This window comes from Hwanghaeella sp. 1Z406 (assembly GCF_048892425.1).
In the GTDB taxonomy this organism is placed as follows: domain Bacteria; phylum Pseudomonadota; class Alphaproteobacteria; order UBA8366; family Aestuariispiraceae; genus Pacificispira.
Window position 1 is genome coordinate 63,308 of record NZ_JBLZHU010000001.1, and the last position, 23,831, is coordinate 87,138.

19 protein-coding genes and 2 pseudogenes are annotated in these 23,831 nt (G+C 53.7%); 14 read left to right on the plus strand and 7 right to left on the minus strand.

The window, feature by feature from the left end; all coding sequences use genetic code 11:
• Entirely contained in the window at positions 1 to 768 is a 768-nt protein-coding gene (locus ACOSDR_RS00310) for an enoyl-CoA hydratase/isomerase family protein (protein ID WP_420722917.1), read from the minus strand.
• Between the two features lie 151 nt (positions 769 to 919).
• Here ACOSDR_RS00310 and ACOSDR_RS00315 point away from each other — a divergent pair, with 151 nt between their 5' ends.
• From ACOSDR_RS00315 to ACOSDR_RS00325, 3 genes and pseudogenes are all read left to right on the plus strand, one after another.
• Positions 920 to 1,771, plus strand: coding sequence for an IclR family transcriptional regulator (locus tag ACOSDR_RS00315; RefSeq protein ID WP_420722918.1), 852 nt, complete (start codon positions 920 to 922; stop codon positions 1,769 to 1,771).
• A gap of 853 nt (positions 1,772 to 2,624) precedes the next feature.
• A pseudogene (locus ACOSDR_RS00320) lies at positions 2,625 to 2,828 on the plus strand (IS3 family transposase); the annotation flags it as partial.
• Between the two features lie 155 nt (positions 2,829 to 2,983).
• On the plus strand, positions 2,984 to 3,742 hold the full coding sequence (locus ACOSDR_RS00325) for a hypothetical protein (protein ID WP_420730017.1): 759 nt from the start codon (positions 2,984 to 2,986) through the stop codon (positions 3,740 to 3,742).
• A gap of 446 nt (positions 3,743 to 4,188) precedes the next feature.
• Here the strand turns inward: ACOSDR_RS00325 and ACOSDR_RS00330 are convergent, their stop codons facing one another.
• The 3 genes from ACOSDR_RS00330 to ACOSDR_RS00340 are packed head-to-tail and all read right to left on the minus strand — an operon-like array spanning position 4,189 to position 6,867.
• On the minus strand, positions 4,189 to 5,577 hold the full coding sequence (locus tag ACOSDR_RS00330; protein ID WP_420730018.1) for a CBASS cGAMP synthase: 1,389 nt from the start codon (positions 5,575 to 5,577) through the stop codon (positions 4,189 to 4,191).
• A 4-nt stretch (positions 5,578 to 5,581) separates the two neighbouring features.
• The gene (locus ACOSDR_RS00335) at positions 5,582 to 6,595 is read right to left on the minus strand and encodes a CBASS cGAMP-activated phospholipase (RefSeq protein WP_420730019.1); all 1,014 of its coding nucleotides are present in this window, start codon (positions 6,593 to 6,595) and stop codon (positions 5,582 to 5,584) included.
• Between the two features lie 29 nt (positions 6,596 to 6,624).
• A complete protein-coding gene (locus tag ACOSDR_RS00340) occupies positions 6,625 to 6,867 on the minus strand; it encodes a DUF2188 domain-containing protein (RefSeq protein ID WP_420730020.1) in 243 nt (80 codons plus the stop codon).
• A gap of 186 nt (positions 6,868 to 7,053) precedes the next feature.
• On the opposite strand from ACOSDR_RS00340, the gene ACOSDR_RS00345 reads away from it, so the two are divergent.
• The 11 genes and pseudogenes from ACOSDR_RS00345 to ACOSDR_RS00395 all read left to right on the plus strand — a co-directional run.
• On the plus strand, positions 7,054 to 7,848 hold the full coding sequence (locus tag ACOSDR_RS00345; protein WP_420730021.1) for a helix-turn-helix transcriptional regulator: 795 nt from the start codon (positions 7,054 to 7,056) through the stop codon (positions 7,846 to 7,848).
• A gap of 43 nt (positions 7,849 to 7,891) precedes the next feature.
• On the plus strand, positions 7,892 to 9,430 hold the full coding sequence (locus ACOSDR_RS00350) for a type I restriction-modification system subunit M (RefSeq protein WP_420730022.1): 1,539 nt from the start codon (positions 7,892 to 7,894) through the stop codon (positions 9,428 to 9,430).
• The gene (locus ACOSDR_RS00355; protein ID WP_420730023.1) at positions 9,427 to 10,521 is read left to right on the plus strand and encodes a restriction endonuclease subunit S; all 1,095 of its coding nucleotides are present in this window, start codon (positions 9,427 to 9,429) and stop codon (positions 10,519 to 10,521) included. The genes ACOSDR_RS00350 and ACOSDR_RS00355 overlap by 4 nt, the downstream gene beginning before the upstream one ends.
• Positions 10,522 to 10,523: 2 nt before the next feature.
• On the plus strand, positions 10,524 to 11,330 hold the full coding sequence (locus tag ACOSDR_RS00360) for a TIGR02391 family protein (protein WP_420730024.1): 807 nt from the start codon (positions 10,524 to 10,526) through the stop codon (positions 11,328 to 11,330).
• Positions 11,327 to 12,157 (plus strand): hypothetical protein, encoded by an 831-nt coding sequence (locus ACOSDR_RS00365; RefSeq protein ID WP_420730025.1) that lies wholly within the window; start codon positions 11,327 to 11,329, stop codon positions 12,155 to 12,157. The genes ACOSDR_RS00360 and ACOSDR_RS00365 overlap by 4 nt, the downstream gene beginning before the upstream one ends.
• A gap of 12 nt (positions 12,158 to 12,169) precedes the next feature.
• A complete protein-coding gene (locus ACOSDR_RS00370) occupies positions 12,170 to 14,260 on the plus strand; it encodes a GmrSD restriction endonuclease domain-containing protein (RefSeq protein WP_420730026.1) in 2,091 nt (696 codons plus the stop codon).
• On the plus strand, positions 14,257 to 17,643 hold the full coding sequence (locus ACOSDR_RS00375) for a DEAD/DEAH box helicase family protein (protein ID WP_420730027.1): 3,387 nt from the start codon (positions 14,257 to 14,259) through the stop codon (positions 17,641 to 17,643). The genes ACOSDR_RS00370 and ACOSDR_RS00375 overlap by 4 nt, the downstream gene beginning before the upstream one ends.
• 314 nt (positions 17,644 to 17,957) lie before the next feature.
• Complete coding sequence (locus ACOSDR_RS00380) at positions 17,958 to 18,359, plus strand: hypothetical protein (RefSeq protein WP_420730028.1); 402 nt, start codon at positions 17,958 to 17,960, stop codon at positions 18,357 to 18,359.
• A gap of 456 nt (positions 18,360 to 18,815) precedes the next feature.
• A complete protein-coding gene (locus ACOSDR_RS00385; RefSeq protein WP_420730029.1) occupies positions 18,816 to 19,274 on the plus strand; it encodes a hypothetical protein in 459 nt (152 codons plus the stop codon).
• A gap of 212 nt (positions 19,275 to 19,486) precedes the next feature.
• Positions 19,487 to 20,557 (plus strand): hypothetical protein, encoded by a 1,071-nt coding sequence (locus tag ACOSDR_RS00390; protein WP_420730030.1) that lies wholly within the window; start codon positions 19,487 to 19,489, stop codon positions 20,555 to 20,557.
• Between the two features lie 226 nt (positions 20,558 to 20,783).
• Positions 20,784 to 20,909 (plus strand): annotated as a pseudogene (locus ACOSDR_RS00395) (IS110 family transposase); the annotation flags it as partial.
• A 100-nt stretch (positions 20,910 to 21,009) separates the two neighbouring features.
• On the opposite strand, the gene ACOSDR_RS00400 reads toward ACOSDR_RS00395, so the two are convergent.
• The 3 genes from ACOSDR_RS00400 to ACOSDR_RS00410 form a co-directional block, all read right to left on the minus strand.
• Positions 21,010 to 21,930 carry a nucleotidyl transferase AbiEii/AbiGii toxin family protein gene (locus tag ACOSDR_RS00400; protein ID WP_420730031.1) on the minus strand — a complete coding sequence of 307 codons (921 nt, stop codon included), beginning with the start codon at positions 21,928 to 21,930 and terminating at the stop codon, positions 21,010 to 21,012.
• Positions 21,927 to 22,541 (minus strand): type IV toxin-antitoxin system AbiEi family antitoxin domain-containing protein, encoded by a 615-nt coding sequence (locus ACOSDR_RS00405; RefSeq protein WP_420730032.1) that lies wholly within the window; start codon positions 22,539 to 22,541, stop codon positions 21,927 to 21,929. Before ACOSDR_RS00405 ends, ACOSDR_RS00400 begins: the two co-directional genes overlap by 4 nt.
• Positions 22,542 to 22,699: 158 nt before the next feature.
• Positions 22,700 to 23,377, minus strand: coding sequence for a hypothetical protein (locus ACOSDR_RS00410; protein WP_420730033.1), 678 nt, complete (start codon positions 23,375 to 23,377; stop codon positions 22,700 to 22,702).
• Positions 23,378 to 23,831: the final 454 nt, after the last annotated feature.

Sequence of the window (23,831 nt, forward strand, 5' to 3'; positions counted from 1 at the left end):
TCAGCCCTTCCGTTCTGTCTTCTTCAGAAAGCGCTCCATCATCATGCTTGGCTCGCCGGTACCATAAGCTTCTGAATGAATGCGCGAGGCTGCGGACATGGTTTCCTGAAACGACGCCTCAGTCATTTCCTGGAATCGCCGCTTGTTCAGGCGCATGGCGATAGGTGCTTTCTCGCCAAGTTCCCGGGCCAGCGCTATCGCGGCGTCCATGACTTGCTCCTTTGGGACAATGCGGCTCAGCAGGCCCATGGCCAAACATTCGTCAGCCGGGACCATTCGGCCTGTAAGGGTCAGATCAATGGTCCGGGAAAGACCGATAAGTTCTCGCATGATCCACGAACCAGTTGCGGTTGGCAGACCAGAATTGATCTCTGGCTGTCCCATCTTTACATCCGCATGACCAACCCGAAGATCGGCCAAGAGTGTGACTTGGAAGGCGGATCCTGCCGCCAACCCGTTCAGCGCACAAACCAGCGGTTTCGTTAGGGATCTGATCGTTCCATACAGGCGTCGCCATTCTTCAATCCAATCTTCCGCATTTTTTGAATCGAAGGTTTTGGTCTCGTTTAGGTCCTGCCCGGCACCAAAAGCACGATCCCCCGCGCCTGTCAGAATGATCGCCTTGATTGCCGGATCGGCCTCAAAGGTTTCCAGACTATTGACCAGCAGGTCACGCATCGGCCTGTCCCACGCATTCAAAATATGCGGCTTGTTCAGTGTGATGAAACCGATTTCGTCTCTGACTTCTGTTAGTATTGGCAATGTCATGATTGGACCTGTAACCTCTGGTGAGTTTGGGTGCACAAAGTTTGCATTTGAATTCGATACAATATATCGCAATACGATGCAACGTATCAAATATGGAATATAGTCCGCGAAGAGTAATCCGAGATGAGAATAAGGTCAGGGAGCGCGCATTTTGAGTAATCCATCTAGAAATATGGTTAAGGCATCAGGCAACCGTGGGGGAGGGAGTGACGAAGCAGGATCGGACCCTGATCTGCTGATGGTTCAGTCTGTCGAAAAGGCGTTTCGGGTCTTGAACGCGATCGGCAACAGCGGCACGCCCTGTACGCTGGCAGAAGTCACCGCCAAGACTCAGATTGGCAAGAGCGCTGCGCAGAGGTTTATGCATACCCTGGCGAAACTGGGCTATATTGAACGCTTTCAAAACACGAACAGTTGGGTTTTAAGCGTTAAGGTTCTGCAACTGACAAACTTCTATCTGAACAGCAATGAATTCATTCGGCGAACCCAGCCTTACCTCATTCATCTCAGTAAAGAGACGGAGGAAACCGTCAATCTTACGATCCTGGAAGGCACCGATATTGTCTTTATCTCGCGCTATCCCAGTCGTCATGTCTTGGCAACCGACGTCGTTATCGGAACGCGGATGCCCGCCTATTGTTCTGCGCCAGGTATTGCGATGCTGTCGCGGCTCAATCCGGAAGCAGCAGAAGACGTGATCAATGCATCGTCCTTAAAGGCATTCACGCAGCATACGACCTGTGACAGGGATGCGTTGCTGCAGAAGATCGCGGTTTCAGCAAAGCGCGGTTATTCGACCGCATTTGAAGAATATTTTCTGGGTGATATCTCTATCGCATCGGCGATCATCGACAGCACCGGCGCTCCCGTTGGCGCGATTAATGTTGCTGTCTCTCGTGCCCGATACACGCCCGAAGAGGCGGAGGCCCGATTTTCCGGTGCGGTGGCGGCAGCGGCTCAGGCGGCGTCCAGCCACCGACCTCCTGCGGCAATGATGGCGTGAGCCCTCGGAGCGTCTTTAACTGTCTTTTGACGACTGTTTGCCAGTTTGAATCGCCCAATGGATAAACCAGCCAAAGCAGGGCATATTCCTACATCGCGCTGAAGGTTTCGAAGACGTCCGGTCGAACATCCAGGCTGTAGCCATGGCCCTGGGGGTAAAAGACAAGGGCGATGCCCTGATCGCCCGAAGGGATCAAAGGGTTTTAAATGTATCAACGCGCATCTGGACTGCCCCCCAATCCGGGGTTCTGATTTACCGGGCGGGAGGATATGCGCTGGGCCCCGATAAACTTGTTGGTTTTCAATAATAAGCAAAATACCAGTGCTTATAAATCAACAAGTTAGATAAATTTTTGTCAGAATAAATAGGCATAATTTTCGCATAAAGCTTACTTTTCTTACAATTTAAAATTACCAAAAGAACAAAACATGTTTTCCTGCTCCATAGTAGATCGGCGGTTGTTATAAAATGCAACGTACATCAATGAAAAATATGACGAAGCCAATTTTTGAATAAAACGTAGAACTCATAACCTGAAGGTCGTAGGTTCAAATCCTACCCCCGCAACCAAATATATCAACGGCTTAGCGCTAACACCGCTAGGCCGTACTTGCGTTCGGGTAAGCAATAGGTAAGCAAGTGGGAAGCGGCCGAGAGGGAAATAGTTGTTATGAGGGGTCGTCTCCTTTGCGTCGACGGACCTACTCATCGGTCAGAAGAACTTGCCCGCCTCCTGCCACTTGATATCCTTGCGCAAGGAGTGGGCGACCGAACTCCTGAAGAAGTTCTCCGTGCATTCTGAGATCCTGGACGCAAAACGCCTAAAGGACATCACGGTAAGTGGCCGACCTAAGCAACCGTAAAGCGCTATCACTACGACAGCCACAATCAACTCCAAACCCATCTCGGTGACTTCATCGCAGCATACAACTATGCCCGCCGTTTGAAGACGCTTAGCGGCCTCGCACCTTACGAATGCATCTGCAAAATCTGGACAATAGAGCTCGAAAGGTTCAATCTTAATCCAACCCATCACATAATGGGACTAAACACCTAGTGCCATCCCGTGAATAAGAGAACTTATTGAAGTTTCGAGCGTACGCAAAAATCGGACTTTATCCGGCATCCGCTCAGTGAGATTGGCAGACTATGCATATTGAAGAACAATTACTAACGGCATCAATCTGAAATACGATCAGCGAAGCTGAGCGTATGCTGATGAAATACCAAACATTAAGTGAAAACAACACGTTAAATAATATTGACGTGGGTGACCATGCACAAGAACTCAATGAGGTTCAATTACATCTCGTCTTTTTAATTGAGAAAGTGTTCCGCGATACTGCGATCCTTGCGGAGCGACTAGGCCTCCCAGCCTATCGCAAGGACGTCGTGCGCAAAATGCGCTCCTTCGCGAACCTTGAGGACATTGAAATCTCACATTGGGATTCAGCGTTCCACAGCCCGGCGCTCGCCGCTGCAAGAGCATTGTACTCTTCGCTGGCAGTAATGACAGAAGGACGGGAGGTAACCGGCCTTGGCGTGTTTGAGACCATCCTTAAGAATACTCATAAGATTATAAAATATGCAAACCTCGAACCTACTACTGAAGCAGAGGTTCGCAAGGCAGTGCTGAAAGTCTTAGCGTTCTCGTTCGTTGATGTCGTGCGCGAAATACCCCTCGACAAGACGATCAAAACGTACCGTCCCGATATCGGTGTACGTTCACTTATGGCAGCAAAGTTTATCGACAGCGAAAAGGAGGCAAAAACGGCGCTGGACGGTATTTATGCTGACATGCATGGCTATACTGGTCACCTTGAATGGCGTAGTTTTTACGCCGTGCTATATATGACGTCAGAGTTTTACTCTCAAGCTGATGTCGAAAGAAATTTTGTAGTAGTGAAGGCCGATCTAAGTTGGCAACCAATTGTAGTGGTGGGGCAAGGCGGCCGTCTGGCAAGAAAATAGTTGCGCTAAAATCAAAAGCATTATGACCACTCGTCGACGACAATAACTCGTCGGTGATTCATTTTCTGAATTAATACTCCTTAAAGGTGCCATAAATTAACATGGATAAAAAAACTTGAGATTGTATATATCAGCTAAGGACAAAGAATGCCGTAACAAAGGTGTGGACTCAATTGATTCAGCATCTGATTGCGACGATGTATGTCATGTTGTGGAAATGGATCGCATGTCCTTCATCTTGCAGAAAAACCTTTCGACGATGTTACGCATTGCGTAGAGGTTCCGGTCATGCTGGGCCGGTTTGTGGGCGTTCAACTCGGATGAGATGACGGCAATAAGGTCGCCCGGACTTTTGGAGTCCATCGTTCGACAGTATCCCATCTTACGGCACCTACGCGACATAACAAAGATTGACAATCTTTGCTTCGGCCAGAATCGAATCTCCACTACTTTCTGCCGCGAAGGCGGACGTAGTCGGGTCTGGCAACCGGGTTCCTGCGAGGCATGGCGACACCTTTGATAGTGACCGGCACCCGTCGCATGGCGACCGTCTGACTGCCCACCTTCACGACGCAGTCCATGTAGTGGGTGCCGCGATAGGCCGAACGTTCATTGGCCGTGAGGCCAAGCCCGGCAAAATGACCAAGATCGTTCGTATTCTCGGCCTCGCCGCCTTCATTGCGCACCATCCATGCGACGGAGCTGTTCGCCGGAAGCTGTCCCGGATTCACGACCTCGAAATAGATATCGCAGTCCTTCGGTATCGGCCCAATCCGGTTCATGCCAGTGAACCGCCCGCCCTGCGGGTTGTTGCGAGAAATCGCCGTGATCCTGATCTCGGGCATCACCGATCTTACCGGCAGCCACTTTGCCATTTCGACCATCGCCTGCTGCCCCTCGGGCATCGGGAATAAATGCTCGAACGCCTCCTGCCAGATGTCGGCTGCTGCGAATTCGGTTTCCGCCTCGCAGGCGCGGCTGGCAACGTCTTGCAGATTAGATAGCGCACGAATGAAGTCTTGCATCTGCTGCGAGGACATCCGGACCAGATTCTCATCAGGATCTACGGGATTAGGTACTTGCCAATCGTCCTCAAGGCGCTCGGTGATGTGCTCGACCAGGTCGCGCAGAGCCTCATCATCGGCCGGAAGGCTGCCCAAGTCACGGGCCGCCTCGGCAATCAGGACGGTCAGAAGGATCGATGACGGCCGATCGGGCTCAGCGAATTTGAGGGCCGCCCACGCCTTCAGGTATCTGATCTGGCGCCGTACTTTGGCGCGCTCAATGTCATCAAACGAGTCACGGAACCAGATATAGATGGCCTTTGGATCGCTGTCTTCCCAGCCGTCGCGGGTCGCGAGCGACCGCTCGTCCAGGTCGGGTTCCAGATGATACGCAGGCACGTCGATATGGAAGTTGCCCTTGAACCGGATGCGCTCGCATCGGGGCTTGGGCGGGGCGACCGACAAAACGTCGTCAGGGTTGTTAGCCGCATAGGCAAGCAGACTGTCCCTGACGAAACCCTTCAGGGTTTGAGGGTCATAGTCTCCGTCGTCGCGCGAACCCTTCCACACATAATAGATGCCGAGGTCGATATCGAACTCCTCGCCAAAGCGGACAGGGCGCGTTTGCGTCCCGAATTTATATGACCCCTGAAGCCATGTCCGGATCGAATAACCGCTCCTTTTCCGCAAGTCGGCGGAGAGGTGTTCGGCGAGGGCGTTCCAGCGCGCTTGCTGCTCCTCGAACTGGTCGCTTGAGGGGGTAATGCGCCGATGCAGCGTCTGCTTCTCGGTATCGTTCGAACTGCAAAAAAGCGATGACGCCGATCCCATGATCCTATCCTTTCAAAGTGTCTAGGTTAAAAAAGACAGGCTGCGGGGCCTGCTCTGCCAATATTTCTTTGAGGAGCGGCGCATTGATCGAAGTCTGGACGGTGGCCTGTGCCAGTCCCTTGATGGTCTTCTGGGCATCATCTGTCGCCACATCGAGCGCGAGATGGCGCTCCTGTTCTTTCGACTGAACCGCGTCAAGCCGGAGATAACGCTCGCCGAGGCGGTGCTTCATCATAAAGTCGACGGAGTGCTGCTGCGCAGCGATGATGACGCTGACAAGGCGCTGCTCGCGCATCCACCCGAAGGCGCCAAGGTCACGGCCGTGCGCATGGGCAAACGAGAACTGCGCTGTCGTCGTTCCGATGCTCAGCAGCCTGATCTGGCTGGCCGGTTTCTTGAAGAAATGCTCGGCCTCATGCACGGCGAGCAGATCGGGAGAGTTTGCATATAGCCCGCCGTCGGTGAACATCGCGTCATCGACTTCGGCGATCGGGAAATAGGTGGGGGCGGAGGAGGTCGCCATGGCTACATCGACGGCCTTCAGATGAAGATCCCTGCGAAAGTCCGGGTGATGCGGAGTCTTGAACATCTGGGGCCCGCCCTTGGTCAGGTTGACGGCCGGGACGATGACCGGGTGTTTCAGATGGCCGATGAGTGTATCGGCTCCGACGATGCGGACGATGGTGTTCCTCAGGGCGTCGGGCCGGTATTTCGGCTTCGACCAGTAGCGGCGCAGATCGATGAGAGAACCGGCCATACCTTGCGGTGCCGGCCGGTCAGAAAAGATCGCAGTGCCGTCGTCTTCGAACGCCTTCTTGATGGCCTGGGCCGGTACTTCATTCGCCAGACCGAGGGCGATAATGCCGCCGACCGATGTGCCGGCGATCAGATCGAAATGCCTGGCGAGCGGGCCGCCATAAATCTCTTCGAGGGCGGCCAATACGGATGCGGTGTAGAGGCCGAGATAACCGCCGCCGCTCAAGGAGAGGATCGTGAAGCGATCAGTCTTTGCGCTCATATCTGTTCTCCCTGTCCGGCGGCCGCTTCCTAGTGCTTGTTGTCCTTCGGCGGGTGCGGATCATTCCCCGGAGCAACCGTGTCGGAATCCCGCCATCTGCCGTCCTGACCCTGAATACGAACTTCGCCGCCGCCCAGCTTGCTGACCGTTTGCTTGGCGGCTGCCTCGGCTTCCTTCTGAGTTCCGTGGAGACTGCTGGCGCGTTGCGCTCCACCGGCTTTCACTGCCCACCCTTCCGGATGTTTAACCACATATCTGTCATTCTTTGACATCAATCTCTCCAATTCAGTTGACCGCAATTCCTTGATGAGTTAAGAAACTATACGGGAAGCGTTTCGCTGTCAATATAGTTTCTATCCGTATTTGGAGTGATCATGCCGTTAGAGGGTCCAGGACTAAGGTGGGGAGTGGAGCAGAGGCTTGAATTCATTGAATTCAGGTTGTTCTGGGAGGGGGGTGTGAACCGTTCGGACATCACCCGATTTTTTGGTGTTTCCGTCCCGCAGGCCTCTAAGGATTTGACCCAGTATCAGGAGTTGGCGCCCGATAACGTCCGCTATGACCGCAGTGAAAAGCGGTACTTCGCCGCCCGAGGCTTCGCTCCTGTATTCCTTAAACCGGACGCCGAAAGTTATCTAGCGCAACTCGACAAAGTGGCTACGGCCCTGGAAGCTGGTGCGCATGGCTGGCTGACCGACCCGCCCAGCGTAGACACCATGCCGGTGCCACATCGCCGGGTTGATGTGGAAACGCTGAGGGCTGTATTGGCGGCAATTCGCGACAAGGCGTCTCTCGAAATATTTTATCAGTCCATGAATATGCAGCGCCCTGACCCCGTTTGGCGGCGGATAAGTCCTCATGCCTTTGGCAGTGACGGTTTCAGGTGGCATGTCCGCGCCTACTGTCACATCGAAGACAAGTTCAAAGATTTCCTGCTATCCCGTATCATGGATGCAAGAGACGCCGCTGAATCACATGTTGGTGCCAACGCAGATACCTTGTGGAGCACTTATTTTAATGTAGTTCTCGCGCCCAATCCAAAATTGGGTGAGAATCAAAGGCGAGTGATTGCGCAAGACTACGCGATGTCAGACGGCGAGATTTCGATCCCGGTGAGGCAGGCGCTTCTTTACTACTTCAGAAAACGATTGCGGCTTGATGTTGCGGAGGTTCTGGACGATCCGCACGAGACGCCTGTTGTGGTGACGAACCGGGCTGAGTTTGAACGCGCCCTGGCAAAAGCTACAAGTTGAGTGATATAAGAAAAACACTAATATAGAGAGACAGAGGGACACTATGTTGACAGGCGAAATCCGAAACCAGATCGACAGTATTTGGAATGACTTCTGGGCGGGTGGAGTTGCCAATCCCCTCTCTGTCATGGAGCAGATGACCTATCTGCTATTCATCAAACGGCTGAACGACCTCCACACCCTGGAAGAGCGCAAGAGCCAGACCCTCAAGACGCCAATGGAACGCCGCATCTTTCCAGACGGCAAAGATGAGAAGGGGCGCCCCTATGAGGATTTGCGCTGGTCCCGCTTCAAGAATTTCGAACCCCGCGAAATGATGGAAGTAGTGGATGAGCACGTCTTCCCATTCCTGCGGACGCTTGGTGCTGAAGGGTCGAGCTACGGCCACCATATGCGTGATGCCCGCCTTGGCTTCTCCAATCCTGCCCTGCTGGCCAAGGTTGTCGAGAAGCTGGACAAGATCCCGATGGAAGATCGGGACACCAAGGGCGATGCTTATGAATACATGCTGAGCCGCATCGCCAGCGCCGGGCAGAACGGACAGTTCCGCACGCCGCGCCACATCATCCAGATGATGGTGGAGCTGACCGAGCCGCAGCCGACCGACGTGATCTGCGATCCCGCTTCCGGCACTTGCGGCTTCCTCGTGGCGGCGGGTGAATATATACGCGATCATCATCCGCAGTCGCTACGTGATCCGGCGTTGCGAGAGCATTTCCACAGCAACATGTTTCATGGCTTCGACTTCGATACGACCATGCTGCGCATTGGCTCCATGAACATGATCCTGCATGGCGTGGAGAACTCCAACATCACCTATCGCGACAGTCTGGCGGAGGACCATTCTGAAGACGCCGGCACTTATTCCCTTGTTCTCGCCAACCCGCCTTTTGCGGGCAGTCTGGATAACGAATCGACGGCCAAAGACCTTCAGAAGATCGTCAAGACGAAGAAGACCGAACTTCTGTTCATCGCGCTGTTTCTGCGTTTGCTGAAGACTGGTGGCCGCGCGGCCGTAGTCGTGCCGGATGGGGTGTTGTTCGGCTCCTCCGGTGCGCACAAAGATATCCGCCGCATGCTGGTTGAGGATCATAAGCTGGATGCGGTCATCAAGCTGCCCTCCGGTGTGTTCCGCCCCTATGCGGGTGTGTCCACAGCGATCCTGCTGTTCACGAAAACCGGTGTCGGCGGGACGGAGAAGGTCTGGTTCTACGACATGACGGCTGACGGCCTCAGCCTCGATGACAAGCGGGCCAATCTACTGCCGCCAGATAAGCTCGGGGCAGTCCCCGCTGAACCTCTGGCCGAAGAGGAGCACGCGAAAAACAATCTGCCGGATATCGTTGCCCGCTGGAAGAATCGTGCGGGTGAAGCCGACAGACCACGGACAGCGCAAAGCTTTTTGGTGCCGGTCGAGGATATCCGGGCAACGGGGACCTGGGACCTGTCCCTCAACCGTTACAAAGAGGTGGAGCACGAAGAGGTCGAGCACGCAGCGCCAACGGACATTATCGCCGAATTGCGGGCAATCGAGACGGAGATCGTTGATGGACTGGATCGGCTTGAGGAGATGCTTGGATGAGCAGCAATTGGCAAACAAGGTCATTTACTGAAGTCGTCAGAGACGAGACAGGTGGGAATATCAAAACCCTACAAAGCGATTTCTTGCCCTCTGGTAGGTACCCGGTCGTGGACCAAGGAAAAGAGCTAATAGCTGGATATACGAATGATGAGAGCCGTCTATGCAAATCTGACCTTCCGGTTGTTGTGTTTGGGGATCATACTAAGTATTTCAAATTCATCGACTTTCCATTCTGTTTAGGAGCAGATGGGACGAAAGTGCTGCGCCCTAAAATCGATGCTGACGAGCGATATTTGTTCTATGCAATGCAGCGAATTCACATTCCGGCAGCTGGTTACAGTAGACATTTTAAGTACTTGAAGCAGGGCAAGATCCCCCTCCCGCCCTTGGATGAGCAGAAGCGGATTGCGGAGATACTGGATCAGGCTGACGCGCTCTGCCGTCTCCGCGCCCAAGCCCTCGACAAGCTCAACACCCTCGGCCAGGCAATCTTTCATGAGATGTTTGGGCAACTCGACCTGCCCAAAGTCTCATTGGCTGAATTAGTCGAAGCGCGTTCATCTCTGGCAGACCCAACTTTGGATGAGAACGCAGAGCTCCCTCACGTCGGCCCCGAGCATATCCGCCAAAGTGGGGGATATATCGAATGGGATCGTGTCCGGACATGTAGGGTCGATGGAGTGACCAGCGGAAAATATCGATTTGAGGCGGGCGATGTTATCTACAGTAAAATTCGACCCTACTTGAACAAGGTTGCGATCGCAGATCGCGTTGGGATGTGTAGTGCGGACATGTATGCCCTTCTTCCCAAATCGGATCGGATCAAGACAAGATATCTTCACTTCATTCTTGGGAGTCGTGAATTCTTGACCTACGGCGATAGTGTTTCGGGGCGGGCGAACATTCCAAAAATGAACCGAAAGCAACTCATGGCATTTGAAGTACCCCTTCCGCCCCAAGAGCTACAGGATGAATTCGATAAGAGATTAAGTGCAGTGACTACCGAACGTAACCGGCATTCTGAACAGAATGCAAAGATTGAGCAGCTTTTTTCTTCGGTACAGCATCGTGCATTTAGGGGAGAGCTGTAAGCATGGCGGGTGTACCGATCCTCTCAGATGCCCAGCTTGAGCAGGTTTCTCGCCTGTTGGGCGACTGTGCGACCGGTTCGGATATTACCCGCATTTTGAATAGCATGGGGCTGGATGATGTTTCGGGTGAGAGCACGAAGTGGCGGCGGCTATACAGCACATTCTGCCACTACCAGCGGCAGGACAGAGCGGCCAGCAAGCTGATAGACTATATCCGCACCTCACTTGATCCGGCTGCCTTTGTTAAACGTGCGGACGAGTTCGAGGCCGTGCGTCAGCAATTGAACGCCATTCTTGCGTTTGCTGGTTTGCAATATGGCGAGGACGGTAAATTCCGCCACGCACCGGCGGCGCAAACTATCGGCGAAGCCCATCAGCGCGCGAAGACGCTGGAAGCCAAGTTCAGGGGGCGGCGCATCCATGCCGAAGTCGTGCGGTACTGTAAGCCGGAGCTTCTGCAGGACAACTATTTTCACGCGGTTTTCGAGGCATCCAAAGGTTTGGCGCAGAGGATCAGGGAGTTGTCTGGCGCAGATGGCGACGGAGCGGCGCTGGTGGACAAGGTGCTCTCGGTTGAGCGGCCCTTGCTGGCCATCAACACGCTTCAAACCGAGACGGAGCGATCCGAGCACAAGGGTTTTGCGTCTCTTCTCAAGGGATGTTTCGCCGCCGTGCGGAATCCGCTGGCTCACGAACCGAAACTCCTTTGGAAAGGGGAGGATGATGCGGCGGATTACCTTTCGCTGATCTCCCTGCTGCACAGAAGGCTCGATGACTGCGCCAGGACGGGCTTGGGAGGGCAGGCATGAGGGGCGAGGTCATCGGCGTTTGGTCGGAAACATGGCGGGAAATCTGGTCGAAACTGGCCAAGCACCCGGATGCGCCGGAAGACCTGTTCTGCGAACTGTACCGGGACCTGGCGGGCGCCTTTGAGACGCCCCTCGATGTGACAGCACTGGCGGATGTTGTCGATGATCCGGTTCAAGCGCGCAAAGCCTTCCGGAGCGCCAAGGCCAGCGCGTTTCGCGGAGAGGTGGCCCTACTTGGCTTCTTTGAGCGGGCCCATAATGTCGTTGTCGATCTTGGCGGCGATCCACTTGCCAATCGTTATTTCCTTCTGATCGAGGCGTTTCTCGACAAATTCAGCCTTCGTTATGATCTGCGTCGGCCATTCAGCCTCAATCCGACACTGCCTGGCGTGTTTGCCCGCCTGATCCGGGATTTGCGTGATGCCACTTATCAGGATGCAGAATTGCACCCACTGATGGTGGAGTTTGAGGATGCCATTCGCGACCTCAAAACCAGCCAGTCACCCGGCAGGATCAAGACCTGCATCCAAAAGCAGGTGAACCTGCTTGAGGCCATCGGGCAGCGTTGCCCTGGCGTGACGTCCAACACGCTGGGGGCGATTTGCGACGAGGTGGGCACCTGGCCGCATAACAGGCTGAAGGATGCCATGAAGAAGCTCTACGGCTTCGCATCCGATTATCCGGGCATCAGGCATGGCGGGACGCCCGCCAACAGCCTGCGCAATATCGAGATGCGGGATCTTGTTGCGGTTAGCATACTGCTGGCGGGGTTTGCGCCATACCTGACCAACCTCATCAATTCAGACACAATTTACAGCGGCTCGTAAGGGGGGCGGTATATGGATGCCAGACACATCAATCTTCTAAAATTTGTTCGTGACGCCTCGCAGTTCGTCATTCCGATTTACCAGCGGAAATACTCCTGGGAGCGTATTCAGTGCGAACAGCTTTGGAACGATGTGTTGCGAGCTGGAAAAGCGGATATTGCTGGTGGCCATTTTATTGGCTCGATTGTCTATGTCGCCGATACGGATGCACATAGTGCCCCTTTGCTGGTCATTGACGGCCAACAACGACTGACAACACTGACGCTGCTGATTGCTGCGCTGTCTCGCGCCTTGGGCGATCAGGAGCCGATGGATGGCTTTTCGAAGAAAAAACTGGAGAGCTACTACCTTATCAATCCTCTCGAAACCGGCGACACGTTCAGAAAACTGGTCTTGTCCGAAACGGATAGCGACACGCTTTTCGCCGTGATCGATAACAGGGAGTTGCCGGATAATCACTCCCGCCGAATTGAAGATAACTTCCTGTATTTCCAAGAGCGCATTGAAAGTCAGGCAGGCGACCTACAAACGGTATGTCGCGGACTGGCAAAGCTGCTTGTTGTCTATGTTGCCCTATCGCGAAAAGAGGATAACCCGCAGCTTATCTTCGAAAGCATGAACTCGACCGGCCGAGAGCTGAGCCAGGCCGACCTCATCCGCAACTTCGTTCTGATGGGTTTGGAGACTGACCTTCAAACGCGGCTCTATAATCAGTACTGGCGCCCGATGGAGCAAGCGTTTGGACAGGAGTCTTACGACAGCCATTTTGACAGCTTCATGCGGCATTACCTGATCGTGAAAACAGGCGATATCCCGAGGCTTGATGATGTCTATGCGGCCTTCAAGACGTATGCCCGATCTGACAGCGTTGCCGAATTGGGCATCGAGGCGCTAGTAAAGGATATCCGCCGCTATTCACAGTTTTACTGCTCTATGGCCTTGGGCAAGGAGGCTGATGCTGATCTGAAAGCGGCCTTCCACGATTTGAGAGAACTGCGTGTCGATGTTGCCTATCCGCTATTGCTGGAGCTGTATGCGGACTTCGATAGCGGCGTGCTGGATCGTGATGACTTTCTGGCCGCCGTTCGTTTGATTGAATCGTACGTCTTCCGGCGTGCGGTGTGTTCGATACCCACAAATTCCATGAACAAGACTTTCGCAACGTTTGGGCGGGCCTTGAAGAAGGATCGCTATCTGGAAAGCATCATGGCCCATTTCCTGCTGATGCCGTCCTATCGCCGCTTCCCATCGGATGAAGAATTTCGTGAGCAGATCAAGGTTCGGGATCTCTATAACTTCCGCAGCCGCAGTTATTGGCTGCGCCGGTTCGAAAACTTTGGTCGCAAGGAACGGGTGCCGGTCGATGAGTACACGATTGAGCACATCATGCCGCAGAATGAAGACCTCACCACAGAATGGCAGCAAGCCCTAGGCGATGAATGGCAGCGTGTGCATGAGAAGTATCTGCATACGCTCGGTAACCTGACGCTGACCGGTTACAACTCCGAATACAGCGACCGGCCTTTCAAGGAAAAAAGGGACATGGAGGGCGGGTTCCGTCAGAGCCCGCTAAAGGTCAATGTCGGCCTAGGTGAACTGGAAGAATGGACGGAAACGACCATAGTTGACCGAGCGAACACTTTGGCTACCAGGGCCAGCGATGTATGGCGGTTCCCCAATATCGCAACGGACGTGTTGGATGCCTATCGCCCTGAAGAGGCTGTAGCGACGTCGTACTCAGTGGAAGATCACGCTCATCTTTCGGGTTCTCCAACAAAGGAGCTCTTCGAGGCCTTCCGTAAGGAGGTTCTGAAACTTGATCCCTGCGTGAGTGAGGAGTTTCTGAAGCTCTACATTGCCTACAAGGCCGAGACCAATTTCGTTGATGTGATTCCGCAGGCCAAAGGTCTTCGTCTGTCCCTCAACTTGAAATTTGTAGATATCAATGATCCCAAAGGGCTCTGTCGGGACATAACGGGTCTTGGACGGTGGGGCAATGGAGATGTCGATCTGAAATTTAGTCGGCTAGATGAACTCCCCTATGTCATCGGCTTGGTCCGTCAGTCTTTGGAGCGGCAACTCGGAAATGAGGGCGACCTATGAGCCAGTTTTCATTTCTCCAGACCGAGTTTGCAGATATTCACAACCATGCAGCCAAGGCTGAAAATCTGGCACTCTCAGACCCTCGTGGGGCGTGTTTCTATGCCCGCTTGGCGCTGGAGGTGGCGGTCAAGTGGATGTACGGGCATGATCGCCAATTGCGGTCACCCTATGAGACGACGCTTTCCGCTCTCATTCACGAACCGACATTCCGCAACCTCGCCGGTGATGCCATCGTCACTAAGGCTCGCCTGATCAAAGACCTTGGGAATAAAGCGGTACACGAAACGACGGCCGTTCCGTCTGCCCGCGCCGTCACCGCGCTTCGGGAGCTGTTTCATATCTCTTACTGGCTGGTGCGGACCTATGCCCGTGGTGAGAAGCCGCCGCCGGGCATCCAGTTCGACGGGAACAAACTTGAAAAAACCCTGACGATAACCGCCAGCACCGTAAAGCAGATCAAGAAGCTTCAGGATGACTCCGCCGCTCGCGAAAAGGCGCTGGAAGACGAGAAAGCCGCACGCCTGAAGACGGAAGCGCAGCACGAGAAGCTGGAAGCGGAGATCAAGCGGCTTCAGGAAGAGGTGGCCAAGGCAAAGAAGGCCAATCAGGCCGCTCCGGACACCCACGACTACAATGAGGCGCAGACACGCGACGCCTTCATTGACCTGTTGCTGCATGAGGCCGGTTGGCAACTCGACCAGCCTCGTGACGTTGAATTCCCGGTGACGGGCATGCCGAACAATACCGGCGAAGGTTTTGTAGACTACGTGTTGTGGGGCGATGACGGGAAGCCGTTGGGTTTGGTGGAGGCCAAGCGTACCCGTCGCGACGCGCGGGAGGGGCAGCGACAGGCGGAACTCTATGCAGATGCGCTGGAACGCGAGACCGGTCAGCGTCCCGTGATCTTCTATACGAACGGTTACGAGCACTGGATTTGGGATGATCGCCGCTATCCGCCGCGTGCCATCCAGGGCTTCCTGAAGAAAGACGAACTGGAGCTTGCAATCCAGCGGCGCTCAACCCAGAAGCCTTTGGCGCAGGAGAATATTAATCAGAAGATAGTCGAGCGGTATTACCAAACCCGAGCCATTCGACGGGTCGCTGAGTCTTTTGAGAAGGACAATCTCCGCAAGGCGCTGCTGGTCATGGCGACCGGTTCTGGCAAGACCCGAACAGTGATCGCACTGTCCGACCTGCTTATGCGTGCCAACTGGGCAAAGCGCATCCTGTTTCTTGCCGACCGGGTTGCTCTGGTCAATCAGGCCGCGGGCGCATTCAAGACGTTCCTGCCGCAGGCGTCCCCTGTGAACCTCGTTACCGACAAGTCGGCCCATGGCCGGGTCTACGTATCGACCTATCCAACCATGATAGGCCTGATTGACGAAATGAAGGGAGCCTCCCGTCGTTTCGGACCTGGTCACTTCGACCTGATCGTCATCGACGAGGCGCATCGGTCCGTTTATCGGAAGTACAAGGCCATCTTCGATTACTTCGACAGTCTGCTTGTCGGTCTTACGGCGACGCCGAAGGATGAAGTGGATCGCGACACCTATTCACTCTTTGATCTGGAGAGGGGAATTCCCACAGACGCCTATGGCCTCGATGAGGCGGTGCAGGATGGTTTTCTCGTCCCCCCCAAGGCCGTTTCAGTGCCGCTGAAATTCCAACGGGAGGGGATCAAGTATGATGACCTTTCCGAAGAAGAGAAGGAAGAATGGGATTCCATCGAATGGGACGAAGATGGCACTGTTCCTGACCATGTTGACGCTACCGCTGTAAACAAGTGGCTGTTTAACCAGGACACCGTGGATAAGGTTCTTGAACACGTGATGACCCATGGTCTGAAGGTGGCTGATGGCGATCGACTTGGAAAGACGATCATCTTTGCCAAGAACCATGATCATGCGCAGTTCATTGCCGAGAGATTCGATGCAAACTACCCGCACCTGAATGGTCAATTTGCGCGTGTTATCGACTTCAAGACCGAATATGCGCAGTCGTTGATCGACGATTTTTCGACCATGAATAAGCCCCCCCACATCGCCATCTCGGTCGATATGCTCGATACTGGCATTGACGTGCCGGAAGTCGTCAATCTCGTGTTTTTCAAGATTGTTCGCTCGAAGACGAAATTCTGGCAAATGATCGGGCGCGGCACCCGACTTTGTCCTAACCTCTTCGGCATAGGTGCGCACAAGGAGTACTTCTGCATCTTTGATTTTTGCCAGAATTTCGAGTTTTTCAATCAGAACCCCGACATCACCGAAGGTGCTGTCGGAGGCTCGCTGGCCGAGCGCCTGTTTGTCGCGCGTGTTGAGCTTGCTGGAGAACTGAAGTCGAGACCGGCCGAAGACGATGACCAGCTTACACAGTTGCATCGTGATTTAATCGCACGGCTTCGCGACGAAGTAAGCGGCATGAACCCGGACAATTTCATTGTCAGACCCAAGCGTCGTCTCGTGGAGAAATACAAGGAGGACGCGCCTTGGAAGAATCTCAATCTTGAAGAGCGAATGGAGTTGATTGACCAGCTCGCTGGTTTGCCGTCGAGTTTGGTGGATGACGATATTGCAGCCAAACAGTTCGATTATCTCATTCTGCGCGCTCAATTGATCATTTTGCGCTCCGAGAAAGGGCTGGAGGCCATCAAGAAACGTGTCATCCAGCTGGCATCCGCACTGGAGGAGCTGGGCAATGTTCCGATGATTGCCAGCCAAATGGAATTCATCCTTGAAATCCAGACTGATGAGTACTGGCAGGATGTAACGCCTGCAATGCTCGACGTGGCGCGCCGTCGCCTGCGGGATCTCATAAAGCTGATTGAATTGAAGAAGCGACCCCACATTTACACAGATTTCGAGGATGAAATTGGTGGCTCCGAAGCTGTGGAACTGCGCGGTGTCGCTGTCGGCACAGATATGCACCGCTTCCAATTGAAGGTCCGGCACTTCCTTAAGGAGCACGAGAACCACATTGCTATTCAGAAACTTCGCCGGAACGAGCCGCTCACGGCGCAAGACCTTGAAGAGTTGGAAAGGATCTTCGTAGAGGCCGGTGTGGCTGAACGGGAGGACCTGGATAGGGTCAAGGCCGACGTCGGTCTCGGCGTTTTCATCAGGTCACTTGTTGGCCTGGATCGTGAAGCAGCAAAGCATGCATTCGATGGGTTTCAGGCCGCTCGAACGTTGTCATCCAGTCAGATCGAATTTCTTAATCTGGTAATCGACTATCTGACTGAACGAGGCGTCATGGAGCCGCGGCTGCTTTACGAGAGCCCGTTCACTGATCTTGATGCACTCGGAGTAGAAGGTGTTTTTGACGGCGCGAGCGTTATCGAGCTCATAGGTATTCTCGATGAAGTAAAGAAGCGCGCAGCGGCATAATCCTGAAGTTGACGCTAGGCTTAACGCACCTGCTTGATTGGACCTTTGTGATTTGTGCTCATATATTTCTCCTGTTGTATGCACGATAAATTTTCTGGGATAAGGCGACCGACGGATTGCGTCACCCAGCAATAGGGGGGATTTTTGCTGTCGTCGTCGCGTTGTCGTTCTTTTACACGTCCCTTTTTCACATAGAGATACAAGAACGGGGGATTTTCCCGGATTGGGTCGACAAAATCTTTGCGATCATTGCCATTCTTGGCGTTCTCGAAGTAACCATCCGGTGAAGGCCTCAGACTAAGTATTTCCGGTTCTTGACCGTGGTTTGCGGGTTCATTTTCTGGCAAGCATCTGGAGCGTCCGTTCTATTTCCGACCTTTCCACGGCGGCGGGATCGAACTGGTCATGGCGGCACGGACGCTTTCCTGCCGGTTGAGGTCGTGCCGGACGGGCCTTCCATGCCTGTCCCGGTCAGTGATGCCAATGCCGCGGCGGCAGTGCTGCAAGCGGCGGCACCTGAGCGGGTCGGGATCACGCTGACGAACGGCCGACGCCTGGATATCGGGTTTTCCATCGACGAGCCGCTCGCTCTGGGATGTGGCGAAGGAGGCGACGATGCTGGATCTGGGCGAGTATTTCGCCGGATGGCAGTACGCGATGAACGAGCCCACCTGGACCGGATTGACGGTGGATGGCCATGTCGATGTTGTTCGTAGCCATGATATCTTGGAACATTAGCTTCTATGCTGGAATACGCAAGATCATGTAATCGCAGGCAATTGTTGCTCTAACTGTAAAAACCGAAGAAGCGCGGCTCACTCATCGCCGCCAATTACCGGCACCTATCAAACAATTAAAAGCCTTGGTTGGCGAGTGGAGCGATAAAACACAGACTTGGGCAATGTTGCAAATACGAACATTCTTGGCAGGGGCCGTCAGCATGGTGCTGTGGCGTCTCTGGGAGGTAGTTGATAAAATTTCAAAATAACGAGCAGACATTAGTAGGGCCGTAATCAAGAGGCCTAACCTCTTCAAATAATGCAGATTCTCGCATCGTGGCACAGCAATCCGTGAAAATCATTGACATACTTATATGGGCCATATATATGGGAGCATAAGAATTCGACATTTACATACCATTGCTCTGTACAACACGAAAGGGGCTTTAAGATATGAGCGATTTAGATAATGTTTTGTTGCTTTCTCCATCTGCTTTCAATTCTAAGGGGTATAAAGAGCGAATCCGTTCTGCTTTTTTGATGCTTCTGTACCTCAATCATAGCAATATCATTGATTGGAGTAAGCTTCCCGAACTGGAGGCCTCAATGATGAAAGCTTTGCTCGATGACTGGGGAAAAATGAAGTTGAATCAGAAGCGGGTCAGCCGAAAAACCATAGTTCTTTCTCGCGAGGCGTTTGCTTTTCTGCGCAATTTAGGAACTGTAAATGAGCCTTGTGGTGAAGCTGAACGGAGAGCTTCTGAAGCGGCATTAAGTTTTTTCTCATCAGAGCCGCGTACCCTTGAGACCATGCTAGAGTTTGGTCTGGTTACTCTGGTTGCAAATGATGATCTCTCGTCGCTGGTTGTAAAGCGTACAATTTCAGGAACAAGAGCAGTAGCATTGACTTGATGTCATTCGCAGACCTGTCATCACCTAGCGGAGGGCTCCGGTGATGAGAGATTTGCGTGAACGTCTACGATTGAAGAGGCTTGATTTTGCGTCGTGAACGAAAACACCAGGTGAGGGCTTGCCTGACCTGGTGCTCAGAATTTGGTGTCGATGGCGCATAGCAAAGCCAGTGGGGCCAGTTCGACTGCTCTTAAAGAGAACGTACGTGCATTATGGGTGAGTGTCAAGTTCCATACGCATACGACGAAGATACGATCAGCGCTCTGAAAGCGTCTTTGTCAGAACCTCGCTTCTCCAAGTATCTTACGAGGGCGAGCGGGAACGAACTATTCGCTATCGAGATATACCTTTACAAGGTTCGGCTTGCAAAGGCTTTTCTTTTTCCGCTTGGCGTCGCAGAGGTTGTTCTGCGAAATGCGGTAGACGATGTCCTTGTCCAGACATATGGTGCGAATTGGCATCAAGACGAAACTTTACGCAGCCAAGTTCTGACGGCTGAAAGCCTTGCGGCTTTGGATAAGGCGATACAGCGAGTTGGTGTTGGTGACAGAGGTAAGGTAATAGCTGAGCTTACATTTGACTTTTGGTCTAACCTTTTTCGGACGGATTATGCGGGCCTTTGGCGCACAAAAGCCAATATCGCATTTCCTGGTCTGGCAAGAGGCGAAGGGCGTCACGAAATTCAGCTCTTGGTGAAAGAGATAAACCGTTTCAGAAATAGGGTTGCTCATCACGAGCCTATCCTTGATGTGAATGCTCCTGACCTTCAATCAAAGATGATCAAGCTGACAAACTTGAGATGTCCGAAAACATCTGACTGGATGCGCCACCACACGATGGTGAACATTGTGATGCGTTCCAAGCCAAGCTTAAAAGGCAGCGCACCTGTTTCGCTCTTAGATAGATCGGATCCAAGGTTCCTCAAGGTTGAGCCTAGTATGACGCTTTTGGCAATCGCCTCGGATGAGGCAAAAAGTTTGTCGGCGTTTGTTTGCGTTGATGGTGGAGTGGTTGTTGGAGCATTTACTTATAAACAGTTTTCACATTTTGTTTCTGAGAAAGCTTTGGCAATGGATGGGATGATTGATCTGAAGGACCATAAGATCTCTGATCTTATTAAAGATGATGCTGTCAAGCAGGGGTGCCGGATTTTGCCCGGCGGTATTTCATTTCTTGATGCGGTCAAAACTTTGAAGGAGCCAAAGATTGCTGTCATTGTGGCTATAGATGACCAAAACAATGAACCTCTTGGGGTGATTTTGCGGGCGTATAGGCGCTACTGATTGGACTAAATTTGGTGATGCATTTTCGGCCGGACAGCAGCCCAAAAATAACGGATCACGATTTTCCAAATAAAGAGGGATGGATACGCTTATTAAGCAAAACCGTGCACCTGTCGTATGTGAGTGTGGTTTCTATTATCTGACCTGATGGTGTGGACGGCCCCCACCACCGGCGTTAATGCGCCATACTGCGGTTGTCTTAGGCCGCAACAAGGAGAAGCCGTCCATGCAACAGGTTATCACGATCGGATTGGATATCGCGAAGCACGTCTTTCAGGTTCACGGCGTCGATGACGCTGGCGCCGTGATCGTTCGCCGGAAGCTTCGTCGCTCTGAGCTCACGAATTTCTTTGCAGGCTTTATGACCCGACCGCTGCGTGGTGAGCCTTGACGATGGAACGGTCGATGAAGATCAGGCTGTCTCTTGCCTCAGCCCCGCGCACTTCTTTCCACTATTTCCAGGGACCGCCGATGACCCATTTGCATTCGAACGGTTTACCGACGACGAGAGCCTGGACAGGTGGTAGAACAAACGTAGCCACCTTCGCCTGCATCTCCGAGAAAGGTCCAGGCGCCATGGAAAGGGCCGTCCGGCGCAGAAATCCCTGCCATTGTGCCTGCTTCGCGGCGTCTTCGGCAAAGGCTGGCGTCAGCGCGACGGGCGTATCCACAGGGATGGTCGTGTGGCGGCGATCAAAGGTCGCTGCGATTGCATCCGCGAGGACCGGTCCGTCGAAGGCAAACGTCTCCGAGATCGCCCAGAGATCGAAGAAATCCTTCATGCGGCTGTTGAGTATGCCGAGTGCGACCAGCGCCTGGAACTTCTCGGCTACGACCGTCTCGGGCGGATAGGCGCGCAAACGCGGCGCTGGCATGTCGAGCAGTGAGGGATAGTCGATTTCCAGCACGGCCGGGGTTACGGCATCGCCAAAACCGATGTCGATCTGGATGGGCAGGCGCGCACCGGCGATCTCGGCGGTAATGGTGATCCGGACGCCGCTATACTCGTCTTCAGTCCGGGCTGGCTCGGCCTGCAGGGTTTCCGGCTTGAAGACCACGCCGTCGTCCTCGACGTCGATCCCGCAGACCTCGCGGAAGTTAGCAGCGATCCGCTCCGGCGACGCATCGCCATATCCCAGAAGATCGAGATCGCCGGTCGCTCGGTACGGCGTAGGTGTCCAGAGACTGAACAGCATGGCGCCCTTGAGGACGAATTGATCTCTGTGGGGCGACAGACTCAGCCGGTAGAGAAGTCGTTCGATGGCGAAACGGGTCAGCGCAAGCTGAACGTTTTCCTTGCGCTCACGGGCAGCGTGAGTGAGTCGTGCGCGGACCGAGGCGCCGACATTCTTGAGGGGTGGCTTCGGGGTCACAGGGTCGCCTCGATATAGGGCCGCATGACATTCTGCACGCGGTCGATAGCGGCGAACCGCCATATGTCGTCAACTGTGGCTCGGCGGTTTCGGATACAGTCTCTCAGCGCCTCGATGGCGACATCGAGGCCGACCTGGTTGCGGTATTTAAAGCAGTCTGCAACCGTCTTGGCCGGACTGGTGATGGGGACGTCTACCTGCTCGATTGTATGAAACGTCACACCGGCTGTCAGGGCTTCGCCGGTGGCGCGCATAATACGGAGTGATACAGGCGGGCTCTTCGGTGCCCATTTCTTGTGACCGATCAGCATCCAAACCTGATGTGGCAGTTGGGTCGTGAGTTCGTGGAACCTGAGCGCGGAGAGCAGGCAGATGGTGCCATGGGGCACTGTCCGGCTGGCTTCCGCAAGGCTATGGGACTCGGACCATTCCGCATCGGCAATCTGATAGAGACCGCGCCCCATGCGCACCAGAAGCCCCTGATCTTGCAGTCGCCGCAGATAGGCACGGGGAACGCCCTCTGCATCGAAGTCGCGCGCACGCGCGATGCCGCGTTCCCTAGCGATTGTCAGCGCGCGATCCTTCAGCGTTCCCTGGGTCGGTTTAGTCATGATACTAAAACTCAGCAATAATTTATAAATGCCGTGAATTAGTATCATTGTCTACAACACTCCGCAAGAGAAACCGGCAACCCACGATAAGAGTTGCGACTATAGGTGGTTCTTTACAACATCTGTTTAACAGCCATTGGGAAAGGACACGTCCATCCTCAATACAGAACAACCTGGCAAATCGACAGACTTTTACCATCCGTTGCCTGAATAACTCTTACTCGGCTAGGGCACGGGAATGGGGCCGGGCCATAATTGCTGTAAGTTCCCTGATAGGCGAGTTCTATCTGATAGAAGTTTTCCAGATGCTCAGGAGCTGTCATCAGCAAACTTCTTAGCATCCAGGAATTGCTGCTGCTAGCCGCAAGAACAAGCTCGAGCCCCGGCCTCTGCAGCGCCGCCATCGCTTGTAGCAGGTCGCGACCTTCCCGGGTGCCCAGATATTCTATTATCGTTTTGTCCAGGTCCGCGCGCTGTTCCGGTGTCAGTGAAAGCAGCCAGCGTAACAGTGTTGGTGCGTTCCCAACTGCCGTGATGGCGTCGTTGATCAGGACAAGAACCGGACCGATCTTGGATTCAGGTAGGTTGGCAATATGACGAACAAATATCTGGATGGCGCCATCCCTGCCGATTTGGGCCTCTTCTTTGAGACCCGTCCATTCTGGCAGGTAGTGACGCCATTGTGTGCCCTCAAACGGTCGATCCAGTTTCATCGTCAATGTCATGGCTTCGTTGGAGAGACCCAGCCGGGCCTCCAGTTCCGGTTCTGACAGATCGAAGCGATTCAGTCCGATGACCTGCAATCGCTCAAGGATCTGACGTTCGCTTCCGCTCATAGAACGGAGATTGTCGAGATGATCGGAAGGAGGTTGTAACCTCCATATCACCACACCGAGCACGGCAGCACCTAGAAGGAAACTCCCAATAAGGAGACCCAACAGGCGTCGTGATTTTGTTCGGATAGCGGAGGCCTATGACGGCGACGTCAAGATGATTGACAGCACGTCTGAGCACGTCCATCAGCATGCTGCCAAACCAAAAAGGGCAATTGGATCAATGTAAGGACCGCACGGACGGCGGACTGACGACCAAGGTTCATGCACGGACCGACGTTCGTGGTTGCCAGCTAGAAATAATCCTAATGCGGGCCATACGGGCGACTGTCCGGCTACGATTCTGATCAGATGCCTGAGACTGGGGTCGATCCTGTTCGTCGCCACGGTCTGCGACGCCGACTTGGTTGCGAACTGCCATTGCCGAGACCGCCGCCGCTCCTAATATCCCTTAAAA

What these genes read in the sequence shown, in the direction of transcription:
- ACOSDR_RS00385 (WP_420730029.1), top strand. Translation starts at nt 18,816, where the DNA reads ATGAGCGATTTAGATAATGTTTTGTTGCTTTCTCCATCTGCTTTCAAT.
- ACOSDR_RS00365 (WP_420730025.1), top strand. Translation starts at nt 11,327, where the DNA reads ATGAGGGGCGAGGTCATCGGCGTTTGGTCGGAAACATGGCGGGAAATC.
- ACOSDR_RS00405 (WP_420730032.1), bottom strand. Translation starts at nt 22,541, where the DNA reads ATGACTAAACCGACCCAGGGAACGCTGAAGGATCGCGCGCTGACAATC.
- ACOSDR_RS00310 (WP_420722917.1), bottom strand. Translation starts at nt 768, where the DNA reads ATGACATTGCCAATACTAACAGAAGTCAGAGACGAAATCGGTTTCATC.
- ACOSDR_RS00340 (WP_420730020.1), bottom strand. Translation starts at nt 6,867, where the DNA reads ATGTCAAAGAATGACAGATATGTGGTTAAACATCCGGAAGGGTGGGCA.
- ACOSDR_RS00360 (WP_420730024.1), top strand. Translation starts at nt 10,524, where the DNA reads ATGGCGGGTGTACCGATCCTCTCAGATGCCCAGCTTGAGCAGGTTTCT.
- ACOSDR_RS00330 (WP_420730018.1), bottom strand. Translation starts at nt 5,577, where the DNA reads ATGGGATCGGCGTCATCGCTTTTTTGCAGTTCGAACGATACCGAGAAG.
- ACOSDR_RS00355 (WP_420730023.1), top strand. Translation starts at nt 9,427, where the DNA reads ATGAGCAGCAATTGGCAAACAAGGTCATTTACTGAAGTCGTCAGAGAC.
- ACOSDR_RS00410 (WP_420730033.1), bottom strand. Translation starts at nt 23,377, where the DNA reads ATGAGCGGAAGCGAACGTCAGATCCTTGAGCGATTGCAGGTCATCGGA.
- ACOSDR_RS00375 (WP_420730027.1), top strand. Translation starts at nt 14,257, where the DNA reads ATGAGCCAGTTTTCATTTCTCCAGACCGAGTTTGCAGATATTCACAAC.
- ACOSDR_RS00335 (WP_420730019.1), bottom strand. Translation starts at nt 6,595, where the DNA reads ATGAGCGCAAAGACTGATCGCTTCACGATCCTCTCCTTGAGCGGCGGC.
- ACOSDR_RS00370 (WP_420730026.1), top strand. Translation starts at nt 12,170, where the DNA reads ATGGATGCCAGACACATCAATCTTCTAAAATTTGTTCGTGACGCCTCG.
- ACOSDR_RS00350 (WP_420730022.1), top strand. Translation starts at nt 7,892, where the DNA reads ATGTTGACAGGCGAAATCCGAAACCAGATCGACAGTATTTGGAATGAC.
- ACOSDR_RS00390 (WP_420730030.1), top strand. Translation starts at nt 19,487, where the DNA reads ATGGGTGAGTGTCAAGTTCCATACGCATACGACGAAGATACGATCAGC.
- ACOSDR_RS00325 (WP_420730017.1), top strand. Translation starts at nt 2,984, where the DNA reads ATGCTGATGAAATACCAAACATTAAGTGAAAACAACACGTTAAATAAT.